Source organism: Massilia norwichensis, assembly GCF_024753245.1.
In the GTDB taxonomy this organism is placed as follows: Bacteria; Pseudomonadota; Gammaproteobacteria; order Burkholderiales; family Burkholderiaceae_D; genus Telluria; species Telluria norwichensis.
The window spans coordinates 38,575-60,189 of record NZ_JANUGX010000011.1 but is presented as its reverse complement, the minus strand read 5'-3'; the positions used below and the strand labels follow the sequence as shown (position 1 = coordinate 60,189).

The window sequence follows — 21,615 nt, the reverse complement described above, 5'->3', positions numbered from 1 at the left end:
AAGTTCAGGCGATGTCCGGCTTCGGGATCATCCCGGCAGCCGGATCGACTGCTACTTGTTTCTTGGCAAGTCCACGTTCCGCGGACTCGAGGGTATTCATCAACAGCATGGTAATCGTCATCGGGCCGACACCGCCCGGCACCGGCGTAATGTGCGAGGCCACTTCGCTGACGCCATCGAAATCGACGTCGCCGCACAGCTTGCCTTCGTCATTGCGGTTCATGCCGACGTCGATCACGATCGCGCCCGGCTTGACCATGTCGGCGGTGACGGTGTTGCGGCGGCCGACGGCGGCGACGATCACATCGGCCTGGCGGGTGTGGTAGCCCAGGTCCGGGGTCGCGCTATGGCAGATGGTGACGGTGGCGTTGGCCTGCAAGAGCAGCAATGCCATCGGCTTGCCGACGGTGTTGGAACGGCCGACCACCACCGCGTGCTTGCCGCGCAGGTCGATGCCGGTGGTTTCGATCAGCTTCATGCAGCCGTAGGGCGTGCAGGGGCGGAAGCCCGGCAGGTTGGCGACCAGCTCGCCGGCCGACAGCACCGAGTAGCCATCGACGTCCTTGGTGGTGGCGATCGCCTCGATCACCTTCGACGGATCGATGTGCTTCGGCAGCGGCATCTGCACGAGGATGCCGTGGATGGCTGGGTCGACGTTCAGCGCGGCGATGCGTTCCAGCAGGGCGGCTTCCGAAAAATCGGCCTCGTACTTTTCCAGCACGGAGTGGAAGCCGGCTTCGCCGCAGGCTTTGACTTTGTTGCGCACATAGACGTGGCTGGCCGGATCGTCGCCGACGATGATCACGGCCAGACCGGGCTGGTGGCCCTGGGCGGTGAGTTCGGCGGCGCGGCGGGCGATGTCGGCGCGCAGTTGTTGGGAAAGTTTGACTCCGTCGATCAGTTGGGCGGGCATGGCAGGGCTCGAGGATGGACAAAAACGAAATTATAAGGGCAGCCGGGTATCGCGCGCCGCGATGAGCCGTTCGTTGTCATATTTGTCGACGTGCCTGAGTTTGACTTCAGGTTGCCGTTCTCAGCCGTAATTTCCGTCACGACGTCATTCCCGCGCAGGCGGGAATCCAAGTTTTTTGGTCCGCCACGAACTTGGGTTCCCGCCTCCGCGGGAACGACGTACGTACTGTGCATGCGCCGCGCATCAGCATTTACCATATTATGAAATCGTATATCGTATTTTGAAAAACAGGTGCGCCACTGGTAGAATCGACAGGCTTTAATTTAGGGATAGTCTTTTCGCCACCAAACGCCCATGAAGCATGGATTCGGGGATCGGGTGGGGCACCACACTCAAGGAGACGTAGCAATGTCAGCTCAACTCGACCAGTTGACCGCCCAAGCGGCCAACGACCCGGATACGCTCGAGACCAAGGAATGGCTCGACGCGCTCGAAGCAGTCATCGAATTCGAAGGCACCGATCGCGCGCACTACCTGCTGGAGCGCCTGGTCGACCTGGCCCGCCGCCGCGGCGCCCTCATGCCGTTCTCCAGCAATACCGCCTACGTCAACACCATCCCGGCGCACCTCGAAGAGCACTGCCCGGGCAACCTCGAATATGAAGAGCGCCTGCGCTCGTGGATGCGCTGGAACGCCATGGCGATGGTCGTCAAGGCCAACCGCGCCGACGGCGACCTGGGCGGCCACCTGTCGTCCTTCGCCTCGCTGGCCAACATGCTGGGCATCGGCTTCAACCACTTCTGGCGCGCGCCGAGCGAAAACCACGGCGGCGACCTGCTGTACATCCAGGGCCACTCCTCGCCGGGCGTGTATGCCCGCGCCTTCCTCGAAGGCCGCCTGACCGAAGAACAGCTGCTGAACTTCCGTCGCGAAGTCGACGGCAAGGGGCTGTCTTCGTACCCGCACCCGAAACTGATGCCGAACTTCTGGCAGTTCCCGACCGTGTCGATGGGCCTGGGCCCGCTGATGGCGATCTACCAGGCGCGCTTCCTGAAGTACCTGAACGCGCGCGGCATCGCCGACACCGACAACCGCAAGGTCTGGGTCTTCTGCGGCGACGGCGAGATGGATGAGCCGGAATCGATGGGCGCGATCGGCATGGCCGCGCGCGAGAAGCTCGACAACCTGGTCATGGTCGTCAACTGCAACCTGCAGCGCCTGGACGGTCCGGTGCGCGGCAACGGCAAGATCATCCAGGAACTGGAAGCGGACTTCCGCGGCGCCGGCTGGAATGTCGTCAAGGTCATCTGGGGCCCGGGCTGGGACGCCCTGCTGGCCAAGGACAAGGACGGCATCCTGCAGCGCGTGATGATGGAAACCGTCGACGGCGAATACCAGAACTACAAGGCAAAAGACGGCGCCTACGTGCGCAAGCACTTCTTCGGCAAGCACCCCGAGCTGCTGAAGATGGTTGCCAACATGACCGACGACGACATCTGGCGCCTGACCCGCGGCGGCCACGATCCGCACAAGATCTACGCCGCCTTCAAGAACGCCCAGGAAAACAAGGGCTCGCCGACCGTCCTGCTGGTCAAGACCGTCAAGGGCTTCGGCATGGGCAAGTCGGGCGAGGCGCGCAACACCGCGCACCAGACCAAGAAGCTGGACGACGAAGCCATCCGCGAAATGCGCGACCGCTTCGCGATCCCGATCCCGGACGACAAGCTGGCCGAGATCCCGTTCTTCAAGCCGTCCGACGACGCGCCCGAGATCAAGTACCTGCACGAGCGCCGCGCGGCCCTCGGCGGCTACCTGCCGGCGCGCCGCGAACAGGCTGACGAAAAGCTGCCGGTGCCGCCGCTGGAAACCTTCAAGGCCGTGCTGGATCCGACCGCCCCGGGCCGCGAGATCTCGACCACCCAGGCCTATGTGCGCGTGATCACCACGCTGCTGAAGGACAAGGAAATCGGCCAGCGCATCGTGCCGATCCTGGTCGACGAATCGCGTACCTTCGGCATGGAAGGCCTGTTCCGCCAGATCGGTATCTTCAACCAGCAGGGTCAGCTGTACGAGCCGGTCGACAAGGACCAGGTGATGTACTACCGCGAAGATAAAGCGGGCCAGATCCTGCAAGAGGGTATCAACGAAGCGGGCGGCATGTGCTCGTGGATCGCCGCGGCGACGTCCTACTCGTCGAACAACCGCGTGATGATCCCGTTCTACACCTTCTACTCGATGTTCGGCATGCAGCGCGTCGGCGACCTGGTCTGGCTGGCAGGCGACATCCGCGCCCGCGGCTTCCTGATGGGCGGCACCGCCGGCCGCACCACGCTGAACGGCGAAGGCCTGCAGCACGAGGACGGCCACAGCCACATCATCGCGGCCACGGTCCCGAACTGCATTCCTTACGACCCGACCTACGGCCACGAAGTGGCGGTGATCATCCAGGACGGCCTGAAGCGCATGGTGGAGAAGCAGGAAGACGTCTTCTACTACATCACCATCATGAACGAGAACTACGAGCAGCCGGGCCTGAAGCCGGGTACCGAAGAGGGCATCCTCAAAGGTATGTACCTGCTGCAGGAAGGCGACAAGAGCGCCGCCAACCGCGTCCAGCTGATGGGCTCGGGCACGATCCTGCGCGAGTCCGTGTTCGCCGCCGAACTGCTGAAGAACGACTGGAACGTGGCCGCCGACGTCTGGTCCTGCCCGTCGCTGACGCTGCTGGCCCGCGATGGCCAGGACGCCGACCGCTGGAACCTGGTGCACCCGCAGGAAGAAGCACGCCTGCCGTACGTGACCCAGCTGCTGAAGGACACCACCGGCCCGATCGTCGCGACCACCGACTACATGCGCCTGTTCGCCGAGCAGATCCGCGCCTACATCCCGAACGGCCGCACCTACAAGGTGCTGGGCACCGACGGTTTCGGCCGCTCGGATTCGCGCGTCAAGCTGCGCGAGTTCTTCGAGGTGAACCGCTACTACATCACGGTCGCCGCGCTGAAGTCCCTGGCCGAGGAAGGCAAGATCCCGGCATCGACCGTGGCCGAGGCCATCGCGAAGTACGGCATCGATCCGAACAAGCCGAATCCTGTGACCCAGTAATGCTCTCGAGATGCGTCGTTCCCGCGCAGGCGGGAACCCAAGTTTCTGTGGTCCGCCACAAACTTGGATCCCCGCCTGCGCGGGGATGACGGCTCTGAAGCTAACGACAAAAATACGGAGTTAACAAACATGAGCATTGTGGAAGTCAAAGTCCCCGACATCGGCGACTTCAAGGAAGTGGAAGTGATCGAGCTGATGGTCAAGCCGGGCGACAGCATCAAGGTCGACCAGTCGCTGGTCACGGTGGAATCGGACAAGGCCAGCATGGAGATCCCGTCCAGCCATGCCGGCGTCGTCAAGGAAATCAAGGTCAAGGTCGGCGACAAGGTTGCCGAAGGTTCGGTCGTGCTGATGCTCGAAGAAGCTGCCGGCGCCGAGGCTGCGCCGGCTCCGGCCGCAGCCCCGGCTGCTGCGCCTGCCGCGGCCGCTCAGGCACCAGCCGCGGCACCGGCCGCACCGGCCGCACCGGCTGCATCGGGCGGCATCGTCGAAGTCACCGTGCCGGACATTGGCGATTTCAAGGAAGTCGAAGTCATCGAAGTGATGGTGAAGCCGGGCGACCAGATCAAGGTCGAACAGTCGCTGATCACGGTCGAATCGGACAAGGCGAGCATGGAGATCCCGTCCAGCCACGCCGGCACCGTCAAGGAAATCAAGGTCAAGGTAGGCGACAAGGTCGCCAAGGGTTCGCTGGTGCTGCTGGTCGAAACGACCGGCGCCGCCGCCGCAACGCCGGCGCCTGCAGCAGCCGCAGCGCCGGCTGCCGCCGCACCGGCGGCTGCTGCCAGCGCACCGGCAGCAGCACCGGCGCTGGCCGCCGCACCTGCCGCATCGTCCGCCGGGGCGCCGGCCGGCCCGGCCCCGAGCTTCGCCAACGCCCACGCTTCGCCGTCGGTGCGTAAATTCGCCCGCGAACTGGGCGTCGATCTCGGCAAGGTCAAGGGTTCCGGTCCGAAGGGCCGCATCACCCAGCAGGACGTGCAGGGCTTCGTCAAAGGCGTGATGACCGCAGCCCCGACCGCCGCACCGGCAGCCGCCGGCGGTGGTGGTGGCATGAATCTGCTGCCGTGGCCGTCGCTGGACTTCAGCAAGTTCGGCCCGACGGAAGTGCAGCCGCTCTCGCGCATCAAGAAGATCAGCGGTCCGAACCTGCACCGCAACTGGGTCATGATCCCGCACGTCACGCACTTCGAAGAAGCCGACGTGACCGACCTGGAAGCCTTCCGCGTCGACTCCAACGCCGCGTACGCGAAAGCCAAGTCGCCGGTCAAGCTGACCATGCTGGCCTTCGTGATCAAGGCGTCGGTCGCCGCACTGAAGAAGTTCCCGGCGTTTAACGCCTCGCTGGACGAGCCGAACGGCGCGCTGATCCTCAAGCAGTACTACAACATCGGCTTCGCGGCCGACACGCCGAACGGCCTGGTGGTCCCGGTGATCAAGGACGCCGACAAGAAGTCGGTCTCGCAGATCGCCACCGAGATGGGCGAACTGTCCGCGCAGGCGCGCGAAGGCAAACTGTCGCCGGCCAACATGCAGGGCGCGACCTTCACGATCTCGTCGCTGGGCGGCATCGGCGGCACCAACTTCACGCCGATCATCAACGCACCGGAAGTGGCCATCCTGGGCCTGTCCAAGTCGGCGATGAAGCCGGTGTGGGACGGCTCGACCTTCCAGCCGCGCCTGATGCAGCCGATCGCACTGTCGTACGACCACCGCGTGATCGACGGCGCCGGTGCGGCACGCTTCGCCGCCTACCTGGCCGACGTCCTGGCCGACCTGCGCAAGACGCTGCTGTAAGGAGCCGAGCATATGAGCACCGTTGAAGTCAAAGTACCCAACATCGGCGATTTCAAGGAAGTCGAAGTCATCGAGCTGATGGTCAAGCCGGGCGACACCATCAAGGTCGACCAGTCGCTGGTGACCGTGGAGTCCGACAAGGCCAGCATGGAGATCCCGTCGACCCACGCCGGCACGATCAAGGAACTGAAGGTCAAGGTCGGCGACAAGGTGGGCGAAGGTTCGCTGCTGCTGGTCCTGGACGAGTCGGGTGCGGGCGCTGGCGCAGCGCCGGCTGCTGCACCGGCACCGGCTGCTGCTGGCGCATCGTCGTCCGACAAGCCGGCCGCACAGATCGGCGCGCAGGCTGCGGCACCGACCGCCGCCGCCGGCCCGACCGATTCCTACGCACCGGCGCATAAAGCCGACGCGGCACCGAAGAACGCCGTGCCGGCCCCGGCCGCATCGAGCTACAGCGGCCAGGTCGACGTCGAATGCGAGATGATGGTCCTGGGCGCGGGTCCGGGCGGCTACTCGGCCGCCTTCCGCTCCGCCGACCTCGGCATGAACACCGTGCTGGTCGAGAAGTACGCGACCCTGGGCGGCGTCTGCCTGAACGTGGGCTGCATCCCGTCCAAGGCGCTGCTGCACGTGGCGCACATCATGGACGAGACCGCACACATGGCCGACATCGGCGTCAGCTTCGCCAAGCCCGACGTCGACATCGACAAGCTGCGCGCCTACAAGGACAAGGTCATCAAGACCATGACCGGCGGCCTGGCCGGCATGGCCAAGTCGCGCAAGGTCAACGTGGTGCAGGGCGTCGGCAAATTCCTGAGCCCGAACCACATCGAAGTGACCGGTCCGGACGGCGGCAGGAAGGTCGTGCAATTCCAGAAGGCGATCATCGCGGCCGGTTCCTCGGTCGTGAAGCTGCCCTTCGTGCCGGAAGATCCGCGCATCGTCGATTCGACCGGCGCGCTCGAACTGCGCCAGGTGCCGAAGCGCATGCTGGTCATCGGCGGCGGCATCATCGGCCTGGAAATGGCGACCGTGTACTCGACCCTGGGTGCGCGCATCGACGTGGTCGAGATGATGGACGGCCTGATGCAGGGCGCGGACCGCGAGGCCGTCAAGGTCTGGCAGAAGTTCAACGCGCACCGCTTCGACAACATCATGTTGAAGACCAAGACCGTCGGCGTGGAAGCGCTGGCCGAAGGCATCAAGGTGACGTTCGAGTCGGCCGAAGAAGGCAAGGCCGCACCGGAACCGCAGGTCTACGACCTGGTGCTGGTGGCCGTGGGCCGCAGCCCGAACGGCAAGAAGATCGGGGCGGAAGCTGCCGGCGTGGCAGTGACCGACCGCGGCTTCATCGGCGTGGACGGCCAGATGCGTACCAACGTGCCGCACATCTTCGCGATCGGCGACCTGGTGGGCCAGCCCATGCTGGCGCACAAGGCCGTGCATGAAGCCCACGTCGCTGCGGAAGCCGCGCACGGCGAGAAGGCCTACTTCGATGCGAAAGTCATCCCGTCGGTGGCCTACACCGATCCGGAAGTGGCCTGGGTCGGCCTGACCGAGGAAGAAGCCAAGGCCAAGGGCGTCAAGGTCGAGAAGGGCCACTTCCCGTGGGCCGCATCGGGCCGCGCCGTTGCCAACGGCCGTTCGGAAGGCTTCACCAAGCTGCTGTTCGACGCCGAGACCCACCGCATCATCGGCGGCACCATCGTCGGCACCAGCGCCGGCGACATGATCGGCGAGATCGCGCTGGCGATCGAGATGGGCGCGGATGGCATCGACATCGGCAAGACCATCCACCCGCACCCGACCTTGGGCGAGTCGATCGGTATGGCGGCTGAGGCTTATGAGGGTGTTTGCACCGATCTGCCGCCGCCGCGCAAGCGCTGAAATCGGCGCTGAGCTTTCAGCCAAGTGAAGTATCGAAAACCGGAGCCCTTGGGTTCCGGTTTTTTTTCGGCTGGCCCAGTTCCGTTCGCGGCGGCACCGGAATCGGCATGCATGTACAGTACTGTGAAACGGCGGCCAAGCGCCACCGTACGCCCAAGTCGCATCGTTCACCTTTTGACGGGGAGATATGGCGATGAACGTACCAGCAGACAGCACGGGGAAAGTTCTGGCCGGCCTGCACAGCCTGTTACCGGACCTGGAAGCCTTGTATACCGATGTGCATGCCCATCCTGAATTGTCGATGCAGGAAACCAGGACCGCAGGCCTGGCGGCAGAGCACCTACGCAAGGCCGGTTACGATGTGACGGCCGGGATTGGCGGCACCGGGGTCGTCGGCCTGCTGCGCAACGGCGAGGGGCCAACGGTCATGCTGCGTGCCGACATGGATGCCTTGCCTGTCGAGGAAGCGACCGGACTGCCGTATGCGAGCAAGATCAGGGTAACGAATCGCGAAGGCAAGTCGGTCCCGGTGATGCACGCTTGTGGGCACGACATGCACGTCGCCTGGCTGGCAGGGGCCACCGCCTTGCTCGCCCAATCACGCGACGCATGGCAGGGCACCGTGATGGCGGTGTTCCAGCCGGCGGAAGAAACGGCGGAGGGCGCGCGCGCCATGCTCGACGACGGCCTGTTCGACCGCTTTCCCAAGCCCGATATCGTGCTCGGGCAGCACGTCATGGTGGGCCCTGCCGGCAATCTCGGCGGCCGGGCCGGCGCGATCACATCCGCCGCAGACAGCCTGCAGATACGCCTGTTCGGGCGCGGCGCCCATGGATCGATGCCGCAGGCAGCCATCGATCCCGTGGTGATGGCCGCCGCGACGGTGATGCGCCTGCAAACCATCGTGTCGCGGGAGATCGCCGCGGACGAGTCCGCCGTCGTGACCATCGGTGCGCTCCAGGCGGGCACCAAGGAAAACGTGATTCCCGACGATGCCATCATCAAGCTCAACGTACGCACCTTCGATACCGGCGTGCGCAAGCGCATACTTGCGGCCATCGAACGGATCGCCAATGCCGAGGCCGCAGCCTCGGGCGCACCGCGGCCGCCCGAATTCACGACGCTGGATCATTATCCGCTAGGCTTCAACGACGCCGACGCCAGCAAGCGGGTCGGCGATGCGTTCCGCCAGCACTTCGACGCCGAGCGCGTGCGCCATGTGGGGGCGGCGCCGGCGAGCGAGGATTTCGGATCGTTCGGAACCGCATGGGGAACGCCTTCCATGTTCTGGTTCGTCGGCGGCACCGATCCCGAGGTGTATGCGAACGCCAAGGCTGCGGGCGAGATCAATAAAATCCCTACCAACCACAGCCCTTACTTTGCACCGGTCATGCACCCGACCCTTGAGGCTGGGGTGGAAGCGATGGTGGTCGCGGCACTGGCGTGGCTTGCGGCGCCGGCGGCGGGAGGCCAGAAAAGCTGAATCATGGGGATCAAACCTTTCCCTGCACATCTTCCTGCGCAAACATGACGCTCTGCTGGCTTTGCCGTCGGTATTGCAGCCTATCTTGTTCATCCAGTTGTGCGGAGCGAGGAGTTTCCTTATGGGTGGTTTTTCTAGAACGAGTGGCTCTCGATTGGATGCCTGGAGCTACAAGGTCCGGAATGGACGAACGCAGCCCGGTCCTGTCAGGCGGCTCACGGGTGCCGATGAGGATGGATGGCGTCGCGGGTTTGAACACAGTTGGGACGTCATTAAAACCGGACGCGACCGGCACCGAACCAGGAAAACATGTCTATCATTGCCAAATTGCGTCTCATCATCCCCTCGCTCATCGCCGCATTCGCCATGGCGCTGGTGTCGGTGCATGTCGAGCGCGTCGGTCCCGAGCTGGCGGCATACGGTAACCTGTGCGGCCCGCGCGCCGATGAGCTCTGCGACAAGCCGGTATTGAAGGGCGGCTTCCCGCTTGCCTACCTGTTTGACGCACCGGGGATATCCGTCGAGCGGCAGCTCGGGTTTGTCGAGGACCGGCTGGATACTGGCGCGTTGGTCCTCGACATTGCGATCTATTTCGCGATTGTTCTGTCAGCCATTCTGGCCGTTCATCGCGTCAGGACGCGATGGTTCAGAAACAAGTAACACAGATCTTTGCGCCGGCTATGGGATTTTGCGTGATAAAACCGTTCTTAGCGACAGCGCTTGCGGTTGCCTGTAGATGATATCGGTGATTTTCCATGCACCGGAGACCTGGGCAATTTGAAAGTCGATACGCGTCTGCTTTTGATCGACCGGATCTTTGAAGACAACGGATACCTTCCCTGGCGAAGCCATCGTGATTTCCAGATCGGTTACGCGAGGATCCTGCGAGTTGAACAGCAGGTCGAAATCAAGATTGCAGATTCCTTGGTATTTCACTTGGCAAGCGGCGTCCTCAAGCAGCAACCTGGCCAATGCAGGCGCGAAGTATTTCTCGAGCGTCGCTTTCTGCTGGTGCGCCAGATCTTCTCCAAACAGCTCCGCCTGACTCGCCATCGCCTGCCAGGCGAAGTCCTTGTACAGCTTTGCGACGACGATTGTTCCGGCTTGTACCTTCTCTGCCGACGCCGGGCAAGCCCATCCGATCGTCATGGCGGCTGAGGCGATAAGAAAGAATCTTTTAGCGGCGGTAGACGACATAACTCGGCTTCTCCTTTGCATAAACAGGTCCCGGCCAGAAACCGCGTTGGAAAAAGTCCGATATCCAGACTTTCCCATCGTAGCCAGCAATGTGTCCGGCTGCGTTACCGTGTTTCGTTGGCTCCATGACGACAATATCGCCTTGCAGGAAAGCGAATTTGTCCGGATCGTCGACAGTGATGGCGTGGAAACCATTACGTTCCAGCGTAGGTCCATACAGTTTCGCCGGTGTCGGGTGTCCTTTCGTGTCTGCACCTCCTGCTTCGAGAGCCCGACGAACGAACTTGGCGCAGCTGGCTTGACTGTGCGCCTTGGCATGCTTACGAAGGTGCGTAGCGAACTTGGCCGTATCGAAAGGCATTGTTCGTCCCCCGCTCAGGCGATTTTATTGGCTGCCAGATCCCAGCCGCCAGCAGTATTGCCGCCGCTGCCACCGCCGATTTTCTGTTGGGTGTACTTCCATTTGATCTTGGAATATTTCAGGTTCACGGTCTCGGACAGAAAGGATTCATTACCGCCCAGATGCGGTTTTACCATGCCGATCAGGACATTCTCGAGTTCGATCTCGAAATACTTCACGCGAGCGCCATCGCCGTCGGCACGGAAAAACTCCAGCTTGGCTTTCGGGATAGTCTTACCCATCGCGCAGGTCTGGGCGAGAATGGGTGATGAAAGGTCTGCCAGCTTGGAGAACGAGATATCGTCCAGCTCGGCGCGCTCGGCGGTGTGGCCGCCTCCGGTCGATGAGGTCGCGCTCCTGGGTTGGAAGACACCCCAGTGGACACCGGTGACTTCGATCCAGTCCTTGTGCTTGTCGTCTTGCGACTCGCCTTTGATGCCGTCGATTTGCAGGTACACGTCGATTGCCATTTGTCTCTCCGGAAGAAAGTGCTCGCGAAAGCGGAGCAAATGGCAATTCTTGCGTGGGTTTACCGCCTAGAGGTGGGCAATGCTCAGTTCAGCAAATGAGCAGAATCAACATGAAGTCAGACAGCGATGCAAAGTCAATGCTTCATGAGTCTTTGCCCGGCAATCAAATCTGCGCCATCCCACCATCCACAAACAACTCCGCTCCCGTGACGAAACTAGCGTCGTCCGAAGCCAAAAACACAGCCGCCTTGGCAATCTCATCCGGATCCCCACGCGCCCCATCGGTACCTGCGACGCGAGGTGATCGAGCAGACCCTGCTGGCTGGGCGCGTCTGACTCCGCCAGTTCGATCAGTCCCGTCGTCTTGACTGGTCCCGGGCTCAGGTGTTGACACAAATGCCTCGGCCTTTCAGCTCGAGGATCCAGTTCTGGCCGTTCCGCGACGGCGAGGTACCGGTCCGCGGCCGCATGCGGGTCAACAATCTCGAAGCCATACGGCGCGCGGTCCTCGACGGCATCGGCATCGCCTACCTGCCCAGCTGGATGGTCTGGGACCAGGTGCGGGACGGCAGCTTGCGCGTCCTGCTGAGCGACCATGCGGCCGGACCGACGCCGATTTACGCCGTGTACGCGGCCCAGCGCCTGCTGCCGCAGCGGGCCGTCGTATTCATCGACTACATCGCCGGCGTGTTTGCCGATACGCCCGGCCTGAACGGCGTGTCGGTGCTGGCTTGATTTTTTATGGACGAGCGCTGGGTGCGCGCGTATCGTAGCGCCATGAAAATACGCAAACCGATGTTCGTAACGATGGTGCTGGCGCTGGCCAGTTGGTCCGCGCATGCCGAGGCGGAAGGCGCCCGCTTCGTGTCGATGGGCAGCTCCTACGCCGCCGGTCCGGGCGTCGGCGTGCATGACGCGGCCAGCGTCGACTGCGGACGTTCGCTGAGCAATTACGCGCGCACGGTGGCGCAGCGGCGCGGACTGGCGCTGGTCGATGTGGCCTGTTCCGGTGCCACCACCGAGAATATCCTGGTGCGCGGCCAGCACGGCTTTCCCGCGCAGATCGAAGCGGTCACGCCGGACACCAGGCTGGTCGCCTTCCTCATCGGCGGCAACGACATCGGCTACGTGGGCGACCTGTTCGGCTTTTCCTGCCGCAGCAAAGGCAAGGGCGCCTGCCAGGTGTCGGACACGGCGCAGCTCGCGCAGCGCCTGGCCGAGCTGCCGGGCAAGCTGGATCGCGTGATCGACGCGGTGCGCCGGCGCGCGCCGGACGCGCGTATCGTCATGGTCGGCTACCTGCCGGCGGTGGCGCAGGACGCCGGCACCTGCCCGCAGTTGCCGCTGGCGCCGGCGGAAGCGGAGCGCATGCGCGAGACCACGGCGCGTCTCACGCAGGTGTTCGAAGCCACCGCTGCGCGCAAGCATGTCGACCTGGTGCGCGCGGCTGCGCTCGGCACCGGCCATGAAGTCTGCGCGGCCGCGAGCTATGTCACCGGCTATCATCCGGCGCGTGTGGAAAGCTGGCGCGAGCCGGTCGCCTACCATCCGAACCAGGCCGGCATGGACCGTATCGCGCAGGATCTCGAGGCGCTCCTCGGCAAGTAAGCGCGAGCGCGAGGAGGCGCCTGCTTCAGCGTTGGCCGTCGCCCCAGAACCGCTCCATCGACAGGAAGGTAAACGACGCCGTCCACCCGATCAGCAGCATCCCGTTCAGCGCTTCCAGCCCCGCCAGCAGACGCAGATCGCCATGCGGCAGCACGTCGCCATAGCCCAGCGTCGTATAGGTTTCGGCCGAAAAGTAGAGGCAGCGGGAGAAGGGCAGTGGCCCCGGCGGACCCATGCCGCCGATGTCGAACCAGCTCGCCAGCACCCAGTAGGCCACGCCATACAGCAGGATCTCGAGGAAGTGCGCACAGAAGGCGCCGAGGATCACAATGATCAGCTGCAGGCGCGGCCGGATCCGCAGCACCGGCAGGGTACTCGTGAGCAGGCGCAGCACCTCGTAATGGATGAAGGTCGTGGCGACCAGCAGGAGCAGGCAGGTGAAGGCGGCGATTTCCACGCATTCCAGCTTAACGCGAAGGCGCGGCAGGCGGCGCCGCGCTTCTGCCGCACTTCTGCATATGGCGAAGCTGCTTTTACCATTCCGGATATTGCATAAGATTTAATTTGCATTACGATGGAAACATTTCCGCCACCGGTCACCTCAATGAATTGCTTGCTGCGCCTCGAACGAATCACGCACCGCTTCGGCAAGGTGCTCGCCCTGAACGACCTCGACCTGGCCGTGCCGGAAGGCGAGATCTATGGTTTCCTCGGGCGCAACGGCGCCGGGAAGACCACCACGCTACGCCTGCTGATGGGCTTGAATCCGCCGGATGCCGGCCGCATCGAACTGTTCGGCGAGCAGGTGAAATCCGTGCCGGTGCGCCTCAAGCAAAAGATCGGCTTCGTGCCCCAGGAGCCGCATTTTTATCCGTGGATGACGGCGCGCCAGCTCGGCCGCTTCGTCGGCGAGTTCTACCCGACCTGGGATGCACAAGAGTTCGAGCGCCTGCTGCGGCGCCTCGACATCCCGACCGACCGCAAGGCCTCGGCGATGTCGGGCGGCACCCGCACCAAGCTGTCGCTGGCGCTGGCATTCGCCTCGCGCCCGCCGCTGCTGTTGCTGGACGAGCCGACCACCGGGCTGGATCCGGTGGCCCGGCGCGAATTCAACGACCAGCTGATCGAGCTGCAGCGCGAGCAGGGCACGACCGTGATGTTCTCCTCGCATTTGGTCGGCGAAGTGGAGCAGGTGGCGCAGCGGGTCGGCATCATCCAGGCCGGCTCGACGCGCTTCGAAGGGACGGTGCGCAGCCTGCGCGCGCAGGTGCGGCGGATCGCGGGACTGGCGCAGCCCTTCGAGCAGCCGGGATGGGAACGGGTGCGCGGCGACGTCTACCGCGCCGCCGCCGCCGCCTGGGAAGGCGCCGATCTGCCGCCGGGCGCCGAGGTCGAGGAACTGGGTCTCGAAGACATCTTCCTCGCCTTCGCCCGGACCGACGAGCTGCGCGCGGCATGATCGCGCTGCTTCGCAAGGAATGGCGCGAGCACTGGCGCTTCATCCTGGTGCTGCACCTGATCGGCAGCGTGATTTTCGGCCTGCTCTGGGTCGCGGCGCACACGGCGGTCTCGCCGCTGCAGGCCTGGCGTTCGCAGCTCGTGATGTTCGGCACGCTGGCGGCCATCGTGATGCCGAACCGGCTGGTGATGCGCGAGTACGGCCTCGGTACCCAGCTGTTCCTGGAGGTGCTGCCGATCGGCCGCGGCACGGTGCTGCTGACCAAATGGCTGGCCGGCTGGTGCGCGCTGATGCTGTTCTTCGTGCCGGCCTTCGGCATCGCCTTGTTTGCGGTACGCGACCAGGTCTACCTGCGCGCCGACCTGGCCGGCCTGGTCGCCCTGCGCAGCATCGTCTATCTGTTATTCGTGTACACCGGCGCCTTCGCGATTGCCCTGACCCTGCGCTTTCGCTTCGTGGTCTGGGGACTGCTGTTCCTGTTTGTCGCGACCCTGAGCGACCGCGTGCAGCTGCCGGTGGCGCAATGGCCGCCCTTCCTGGTCGCAGGGGAGGCGCTGGCGCTGCTCGGCGCGCCGCCGCCCTGGCGCGAAATCGCCATCACCGCGGCCCTGGCCGCCGGCTTGATGGGCGTCTGCCTGGCGCTGGCGGTATCGGCGCGCGGCGCGCTTGCGGTCGTGCTGGCGCGGCGCATGTCGTCGCGGGCGCGGACCTTGGTGGCGCTGGCCTTCGGCGTCGTGGCCGGGTTGTCGACGCTGATCGAAAAGCGCGTGCCGCCGCCGCCCTTCCACCTCGAACAGGCGGTCGCCAGTACGGCCGAACCGACCGTCCGCGTCGGCTGGATCGACGATGTCGGCGGGGTGCCGCCGGCGCGCCTGGCCGCGCAGCTCTCGTCCGATCTCGCCGCCATGCGGGCCTGGCTCGGCTTGCGCGATCTGGCGCCGGTGGCGCTGGTGCCCGATGCCTGGCGTGAAGCGCACGAGATCGGTTTCGGCAAGGCCCCGCCGAACCAGTTGCTGGTGCGGGCGGCGCTCGGCGCTCCTGAGCTGGCGCTGCCGCAATTGCGCGAGATGGTGAGGATCGTCGAGATCCTCGACCAGTCGCCCGCCTACACCTGGCGCGAGGACCGCACCTGGCTGCTGCGCGGCTTCAGCGCCTGGTGGGAGGCCGGACGGACCGAAGGCTACACGCTGCTGCTGCGGCGCCGCGCGGACCTCGCCGCCCGCTTGCTGCGCGCGTACGGGCTGGACGACGAAGCGGCCTTGCGCCGCGCCGATACCACCGACGAACTGCTGGGCGAATGCCTGGGCAGCGCTTACGCATGGCGCGCCGTGCAGACCCTGCACGACCGCCTCGGCCCCGCGCGCTACCAGGCGCTGATGCGCGCCGCGCTGGGCCAGCCGTCCAGCGACGATGGGCGCAGCCTGGTGCGCGTGGCCGCCACCGCCGACCTGCTGGCGCAGGCAGGATTGCCCTTGTCCCAGCTGGCGCTGGCGATGCGCCAGGACCGCAGCCCGGCGCCGCCGTCCGCGTTGCGGGTCGAGGCGGCGCGGCTGGAAGGCACGGTGTCCGAACTGCGCTACCGGATCGTCGGCGCCGCGCCGACCGGCCTGACGGTGCGCTACAAGGCCTTGCGTCCGGGCGAGCCGGCGGTCGATTCGGTGACGACCTGGTGGGCCGGCGCCAAGACCAGCGGCGTGCTGCCGGCCACCTTTGCCGCCGGCAGCCGCGTGTTCGTCATGGCCGAGGCCTTCGACCCCGCACTGGGCTGCCGCTATCGCCTGGGCGCGGTCCGCAAGGAGCTGCCATGAAGCGCGTATTGATCGCCAAGGAATGGGCCGGCATGCGGCCCTTCGCCTGGCTGCTGGTGATCCTGTTCCTGCTGGACCTGCTCGAACTGGGCGTCGGCGACCTGCAGACCTGGCATCGCAGCTTCACGCTGTTCTCCGGCACGCGCTGGATCGAGAGCACCGTGCTGTCGCTGCTGCTGTCCTTCGCCATGGGCAGCGGCCTGCTGGCGCGCGAAGTCGAGGATGGCACGCTGGCCTTTCTCGACGGCCTGCCGGTGCGGCGCAGCGAGGTCTTCCTGTCCAAGCTGATGGTGGCGGGCGCCTGCCTGTTCGTCTACGCGATGGTCACGCCGCTTCTCGGCTGGGCACTGAATGCCTGGCTGCGCCATTCCGTCGACGAACCCATCGCGGCGGCGGCCGTCGGCTGGCTCGCCTTGCGCTACCTGCTGTTGCTGGCGGCCGGCCTGGCGCTGGGCCTGCTGTTCGGCTTCCTGCGCTACCTGGCCTGGGCCCTGCTGGCGATCGGCGCCGCAGCGGTGCTCCTGCTCCGCAGCACATGGCCGCGTGCCGGCACCGCGCTCGACCCCACCCAGCTGATCGCGGACGGCTGGGCGACGCAGGGCTGGGGCGGGGACACGGTGTGGACGGTCACAGTCCTGACCCTGGCCTGCCTGGCAGGCGCCTACCTGCTGTTCGCCGGTGCCGGTGGTGCCGGCATGCTGCGCATGACAAGGCTGGCGCAGAACCGGATTTTCATGTTCGTGCTCGGCGCGGCCGGCCTGGTCGCCCTGTTCGTCGTTCTCTACCAAACGCTGGACAGGGACAAGGACAAGGGCGGCGACGAGCCGGGCGGCGATGCTACCGTGGCTGCGGTACCCGCTGCTACCGCGGCTGCCAACTCCGCTGCCACCGCAGCCGCAGGGCGCCCGCGCAAATTCGTCACCGCGCACTACACCTTCAACATCCCCGCCGGCCGCGCGGTCGAGGAGCGTGAGCTGAAGGAGGCCGACGCCGCCTTCGCCACCGCGGCCAAGGCGCTGGGGGTGGAGATCGGCGAGGCGCCGCTGATCGACGTCGACCTGGCCGGCAGCATCCGCCACACGGCGGGACTGGCCTTGCACAACCGCGTCCGCGTGGCCCTGGAGCCGGGCTGGCACAACACGCTCGTGCATGAAACCGTGCACGTGATCGCGAGCTGGCTGGCGGGCGGCGAACGCGGACGGGGACTCGACAAGATGTCCTTGTTCAACGAGGGTCTCGCGCACTGGGCCGAACCGGCCTACCGCCAGGATGCGGAGCTGCGCAGGCAGGGGCACCTGGCGGTGGCGACCATGTTCCGGCGCCATCTGCTGAACCAGGACGAACTGCTCGACGACCGCTCGCTGCAGCGCAACGTCGACTGGCGCCTGCAATACCCGCTCGGCGCCGGCTTGATCGAAGCATTGGTGAAGCGTTACGGCGAGGACGCGCCGCGCAGGGTGCTGGTGACGCTGGCGCAACCGGATTTCCCGTCGGCGCTCGAAGGCTATGAACTGTATCGCAGCGCCTTCCAGCGCGCCGGCTTCGACCTCAACCTGGTCCTGAACGACTATGCGCTGCAACTCGCGCAATGGAGCGCGGCGTTCGCACCGACGATCGACAGCATGCCGCGGCCGCGCGGCATCCTGGTGCGCGAGGGCGGCAGGGTCGGCATCGCGGTGCAGCTGGACAGCCCGCTGGCGCAGGGACAGCGGCTGGTGCTGCAGTTCCGGCCGCGCGCCGACAGCCGGCTCGAGGATGTCGTCGCGGTCGACCGCTTCGAGCGCCACGGCCAGCGTCCGGTCGCCTGGCTGCCGCTGGACCAGGTGGCGGGCAACCAGGTCTGCTACCAGGTGGGCGTGCGCGGCCGCCTGTACGACATGGTCGAACCCTGGAGCTGCCTGCCGCTGCGGGCCGCGGCGCAGCGCTAGCGCGGCGTGCGAACGCGATTGCTGGTCTAATACGACCTGGACCCCGCGTATGCGGGGGCGACGTCTTTTAGAGGAGCATTCGATGACCATCGCATTCATCGGCCTGGGCGCCATGGGCCGCCATATGGCCGCCAACCTGCTGCGCTCTGGGCAGATCGTCCACGTCTGGAACCGCAATCCGGACCCTGTGCAGGCTTTGGCCGCCAAGGGCGCCAGGCCCGCCGCCGCCAGCGCCGAGTGCGGCATCGCCGACGTCGTGTTCAGCATGCTGGCCGACGACAACGCCACCCGTGCAGTGATGCTCGACGGCGGCGTGCTCGATGCGATGGCGCCGGGCAGCATCCACGTCAACATGGCCACCGTCTCCGTCGCGTTCGCGCGCGAGATGGCGGCGTTGCACCTGGAGAAGGGCGTCGGCTACGTGGCGGCGCCGGTACTGGGCCGTGTCGACGTGGCCGAAGCCGGCAAGCTGAATATCCTGGCCGGCGGCAGCGACGAGCTGATCGCCCGCGTGCAGCCGCTGCTGGACCTGATGGGCCAGAAGACCTGGCGCTTCGGCGAGGCGCCCGAGCAGGCCAACGCCATCAAGCTGGCCTGCAACCTGACCCTGGCCTGCGCGATCGAAGCGATGGGCGAAGGCGCGGCGCTGGCCGGTGCCCACGGCATTGCGCCCGCCAGCTTCATCGACCTGATCACGAATACCCTGTTCGCCGGCTCGCCCGTGTATAAAGGCTATGGCGGCATGATCGCGGCGCAGCGCTACAGCCCCGCCGGTTTCAAGCTGTCGCTGGGCCAGAAGGACGTGCGCCTGGCGGTGGAAGCAGGGCAGGGCAAGAACCTGCCGCTGGCTTTCGGCGATGCGCTGCAGACCGTGCTCAAAGAAGCCGTCGATCACGGCGACGGCGACCTCGACCTGGCTGCGCTCGGCAAGAACGCGGCGCGCAGGGGAGGCATGAACTGAAAGAAAACATGGAAAAACTGATTGCAGAACTGACGCGCCTGTACCTGGCGCCCGAAGCGGTGACCCGCGATGCCCTGGCCGCGCACATTGCCGGCAAGACCACGCTGGCGATCAAGCTGACCACGGCGGATGGCCTGACGCGCGCGTTTGCCATTCCTTTCCGCAAGGTCTTCGGCGATGGCGAAGCCGGCCACTGGGACCGTTTGTGCGAGGTCGCGAATGCGCTGCAGGCGGATCTCGGCCTGCCGGCGCCGGCGGTGAGTATCGACGGCGCCAGCGCCTACCGCCTGTGGCTGTCGCTGGAGACGCCGGTGCCGGCCGGCGAAGCGCAGGAATTCCTGGAACTGCTGCAGCAGACCTATTTCCGGCAGACCGAGCTGGCGCCGGACGCCGCCACGGCCCCGGTCTATTTACCGCCCTGCCTGAACCCGCGCAGCGGCAAGTGGGCGGCCTTCATCCATCCCGGCATGGGCGCTTCGTTTGCCGAGGAATCCGGCCTCGAGGTGGCGCCGCCGCTGGCGGGCCAGGCGGCTTTCCTGGAAGGGCTGGACAGCATCGCCGACGAGCAGTTCCGCGAAGCCTTGCACAAGCTCGAGCAGCGCAACAGGCCGGCAACTGCCGCAGCCCCGGCCATGCCTGAGCCGGTCTCCAGCGTGGCAGCCGATGCGCTGGTGGCCGAGCCATTCAGCCTGCAGCCGCCGCCCCAGGCGCCGGCCAAGGCCCCGGCAAAGCCGAAAGCCGCGCCGGCATCCCCGCCGGATGGCTTGCTGCTGAAGGATGCGACGCTGGAAGATATCGTGCGGCACCTGCACGCGAAAAACATCGAGCCGACTTTCCGTTTCATCCATTCCTGAGAGTTCCATCGCTCGGCATTGCCGGTGACAGTCATCAATCCGTCCATGCAGCACGGTTGACGCTCGCTTCCCCTTTTGTTGAAGTCGACGAGGGAGGAGCTTCTCAACCACTTGTGCGCAGGTCGCGACGGAGAGCGGAATGCTTAATTCAAACTGGAAGGGCAGGCTGGGGGCATGGATCGCATCGATCCGTGTATCGCATGCGGTGAACGGCGGGCGGCGGCGCGGTCTGCTGGCCGCGGTGGGATTGGCGGCGGGGCTGGCAGCGGGGCTCACGGCCACTGTGCCCGCCAATGCCGATGATGCCGCCTACAAGGGCCATGGCAACAGCAAATGGGCCGCATCATGGACGACTTCGATCCAGTCGGCCTATGTCTTGCCGACCACGCCGCAAGGCGCCTCGGTGCCGGGCTTCGACCCGCAGCCCGACCTCAGCATTCCCTTGCCGAATGCGACCGTGAACGGTGCGGTCAACCAGAGCATGCGGATGATCGTGAAGCCCGACCTGTGGGGCCGCACGGTGCGCATCCGCTTCTCGAACGTCTTCGGCACCAAGCCGGTCACCTTCAGCCACGCCGCGGTGGGGCTGCAAAGCTACCAGGCCAACCTGGTGCCGGGCACCAGCGTCGACCTGCGCTTCAGGGGCAACCGCAGCATCACGATTCCGGCAGGGCAGCAGGTCTACAGCGATCCGGTCGAGCTGCCCTTCGTGTCGGCCACGCAGCCGCAGGCGCTGGAAGGCCGCAACCTGGCCATCAGCTTCGCCGTCGAAGGTTCGTCCGGACCGATGAGCCATCACGGCACGGCCTTCACCACGTCCTACATCAGCGCGCAGGGCTCGGGCGACAAGGTCTCGGCGGAGGATGACGTCGCCTACCCGTATTCGACCACCTCGTGGTTCTTCGTCAGCGAAGTCGACGTGCTGGCACCCAGGGACACGCTGGTGGTCGTGGCCTTCGGCGACTCGATCACCGACGGCACCTTCTCTACGCTCAACGGCAACGACCGCTGGTCGAACGTCATGTCGCGCCAGCTGCACCGGCGCCTGGGCAACCGGGTCAGCGTCGTCAACCAGGGCATCGGCGGCAATGCCGTGGTCGCCAACCTGACCGGCCAGCCGGCTACCCAGCGCGTGCAGCGCGACGTCATCTCCGTGGCAGGGGTCGACACGGTGGTCTGGATGGAAGGCATCAACGACCTGGGTGGCGGCCAGTTGACGCCCGAGCCGATCATCCCGGGCTACCGGCAAGTCGTGTCCAGCCTGCACGCTGCCGGCATCAAGGTGATCGGCGCGACGCTGACCTCCAGCTATGTGCCGAACGGGCAGGTGCCGTCCAACAGCCCGCTGGCCGCTGCCAGCGCCACGCTCGCCGAACAATACGGCAACGCGCAGACCGACGCCTACCGCAGGACGCTGAACAACTTCATCCTGACCAGCGGCCTGTTCGACGGGACGGCCGACTTTGCGGCGGTGACGACCGATCCGCGCACCGGCACGCTGTATGCGCCCTACGTCCCGAACAGCGAAGGCAGCGCCGGCGACTACCTGCACCCGAACCGCGCAGGCTACCAGGCGATGGGCGTAACGGCGGCGCAGGCGGTGTTCAGGCTGCTGCGTAGCGGAAACCAGCAGGCAGCGGCACAGCAGCCCTGAAACGGCACTGTGCGCTTGCCCTGGCCAGCCGGATCGGTGGGCCAGGCAGCCCGTTGCATGGAAGTAGCGGCGTCGATGCGGTCCGGGTCGA

The 21,615-nt window shown here is 65.6% G+C and carries 18 protein-coding genes and 2 pseudogenes; 14 read left to right on the top strand and 6 right to left on the bottom strand.

Annotated features, from left to right (window positions below):
• Positions 1–4: 4 nt before the first annotated feature.
• Positions 5–913 (bottom strand): bifunctional methylenetetrahydrofolate dehydrogenase/methenyltetrahydrofolate cyclohydrolase FolD, encoded by a 909-nt coding sequence (gene folD / locus NX782_RS11150; RefSeq protein ID WP_258845522.1) that lies wholly within the window; start codon positions 911–913, stop codon positions 5–7.
• A gap of 408 nt (positions 914–1,321) precedes the next feature.
• Here folD and aceE point away from each other — a divergent pair, with 408 nt between their 5' ends.
• The 5 genes from aceE to NX782_RS11125 all read left to right on the top strand — a co-directional run bounded on the left by aceE (position 1,322) and on the right by NX782_RS11125 (position 9,845).
• Positions 1,322–4,018: a pyruvate dehydrogenase (acetyl-transferring), homodimeric type gene (aceE, locus tag NX782_RS11145; protein WP_258845521.1), complete on the top strand. Its 2,697-nt coding sequence runs from the start codon at positions 1,322–1,324 to the stop codon at positions 4,016–4,018.
• Positions 4,019–4,147: 129 nt separating this feature from the next.
• The gene (gene aceF / locus NX782_RS11140) at positions 4,148–5,815 is read left to right on the top strand and encodes a dihydrolipoyllysine-residue acetyltransferase (RefSeq protein WP_258845520.1); all 1,668 of its coding nucleotides are present in this window, start codon (positions 4,148–4,150) and stop codon (positions 5,813–5,815) included.
• Positions 5,816–5,827: 12 nt separating this feature from the next.
• Entirely contained in the window at positions 5,828–7,702 is a 1,875-nt protein-coding gene (gene lpdA / locus NX782_RS11135) for a dihydrolipoyl dehydrogenase (RefSeq protein WP_258845519.1), read from the top strand.
• Between the two features lie 193 nt (positions 7,703–7,895).
• Positions 7,896–9,185 carry a M20 family metallopeptidase gene (locus NX782_RS11130; protein ID WP_258845518.1) on the top strand — a complete coding sequence of 430 codons (1,290 nt, stop codon included), beginning with the start codon at positions 7,896–7,898 and terminating at the stop codon, positions 9,183–9,185.
• A 309-nt stretch (positions 9,186–9,494) separates the two neighbouring features.
• Positions 9,495–9,845, top strand: coding sequence for a hypothetical protein (locus tag NX782_RS11125; protein ID WP_258845517.1), 351 nt, complete (start codon positions 9,495–9,497; stop codon positions 9,843–9,845).
• A gap of 18 nt (positions 9,846–9,863) precedes the next feature.
• On the opposite strand, the gene NX782_RS11120 is transcribed toward NX782_RS11125, so the two are convergent.
• From NX782_RS11120 to NX782_RS26410, 4 genes and pseudogenes are all read right to left on the bottom strand, one after another.
• Positions 9,864–10,382: a hypothetical protein gene (locus NX782_RS11120; protein WP_258845516.1), complete on the bottom strand. Its 519-nt coding sequence runs from the start codon at positions 10,380–10,382 to the stop codon at positions 9,864–9,866.
• Entirely contained in the window at positions 10,363–10,743 is a 381-nt protein-coding gene (locus NX782_RS11115) for a CHAP domain-containing protein (protein WP_258845515.1), read from the bottom strand. Before NX782_RS11115 ends, NX782_RS11120 begins: the two co-directional genes overlap by 20 nt.
• A 14-nt stretch (positions 10,744–10,757) precedes the next feature.
• Positions 10,758–11,252 carry an Hcp family type VI secretion system effector gene (locus NX782_RS11110; RefSeq protein ID WP_258845514.1) on the bottom strand — a complete coding sequence of 165 codons (495 nt, stop codon included), beginning with the start codon at positions 11,250–11,252 and terminating at the stop codon, positions 10,758–10,760.
• Between the two features lie 163 nt (positions 11,253–11,415).
• Positions 11,416–11,683: pseudogene (locus NX782_RS26410) on the bottom strand (SDR family oxidoreductase); the annotation flags it as partial.
• Between NX782_RS26410 and NX782_RS11100 the strand changes: the two are divergent.
• Together NX782_RS11100 and NX782_RS11095 are read left to right on the top strand one after the other, a co-directional pair.
• Positions 11,649–11,987 (top strand): LysR substrate-binding domain-containing protein, encoded by a 339-nt coding sequence (locus tag NX782_RS11100; protein WP_258845513.1) that lies wholly within the window; start codon positions 11,649–11,651, stop codon positions 11,985–11,987. The pseudogene NX782_RS26410 and the gene NX782_RS11100 sit on opposite strands and share 35 nt — an antisense overlap.
• A gap of 42 nt (positions 11,988–12,029) precedes the next feature.
• Positions 12,030–12,860 (top strand): SGNH/GDSL hydrolase family protein, encoded by an 831-nt coding sequence (locus NX782_RS11095; RefSeq protein WP_258845512.1) that lies wholly within the window; start codon positions 12,030–12,032, stop codon positions 12,858–12,860.
• Positions 12,861–12,885: 25 nt separating this feature from the next.
• On the opposite strand, the gene NX782_RS11090 is transcribed toward NX782_RS11095, so the two are convergent.
• The gene (locus NX782_RS11090) at positions 12,886–13,317 is read right to left on the bottom strand and encodes an ion channel (protein ID WP_258845511.1); all 432 of its coding nucleotides are present in this window, start codon (positions 13,315–13,317) and stop codon (positions 12,886–12,888) included.
• A gap of 147 nt (positions 13,318–13,464) precedes the next feature.
• On the opposite strand from NX782_RS11090, the gene NX782_RS11085 reads away from it, so the two are divergent.
• From NX782_RS11085 to NX782_RS11065, 7 genes and pseudogenes are all read left to right on the top strand, one after another.
• On the top strand, positions 13,465–14,319 hold the full coding sequence (locus tag NX782_RS11085; RefSeq protein ID WP_258845510.1) for an ABC transporter ATP-binding protein: 855 nt from the start codon (positions 13,465–13,467) through the stop codon (positions 14,317–14,319).
• Positions 14,316–16,127, top strand: coding sequence for an ABC transporter permease (locus NX782_RS11080; protein ID WP_258845509.1), 1,812 nt, complete (start codon positions 14,316–14,318; stop codon positions 16,125–16,127). Before NX782_RS11085 ends, NX782_RS11080 begins: the two co-directional genes overlap by 4 nt.
• Positions 16,124–18,055 carry an ABC transporter permease gene (locus NX782_RS26405; protein ID WP_308632917.1) on the top strand — a complete coding sequence of 644 codons (1,932 nt, stop codon included), beginning with the start codon at positions 16,124–16,126 and terminating at the stop codon, positions 18,053–18,055. Before NX782_RS11080 ends, NX782_RS26405 begins: the two co-directional genes overlap by 4 nt.
• A 43-nt stretch (positions 18,056–18,098) precedes the next feature.
• Positions 18,099–18,590, top strand: a pseudogene (locus NX782_RS26400) (NAD(P)-dependent oxidoreductase); the annotation flags it as partial.
• A complete protein-coding gene (locus NX782_RS26395) occupies positions 18,588–19,016 on the top strand; it encodes an NAD-binding protein (protein WP_308632920.1) in 429 nt (142 codons plus the stop codon). The pseudogene NX782_RS26400 and the gene NX782_RS26395, both read left to right, overlap by 3 nt.
• 8 nt (positions 19,017–19,024) lie before the next feature.
• Positions 19,025–19,870 carry a hypothetical protein gene (locus NX782_RS11070; RefSeq protein ID WP_258845507.1) on the top strand — a complete coding sequence of 282 codons (846 nt, stop codon included), beginning with the start codon at positions 19,025–19,027 and terminating at the stop codon, positions 19,868–19,870.
• Between the two features lie 139 nt (positions 19,871–20,009).
• Positions 20,010–21,524, top strand: a complete 1,515-nt coding sequence (locus NX782_RS11065; RefSeq protein WP_258845506.1) for a GDSL-type esterase/lipase family protein — start codon at positions 20,010–20,012, stop codon at positions 21,522–21,524.
• The last annotated feature ends 91 nt before the right edge of the window (positions 21,525–21,615 follow it).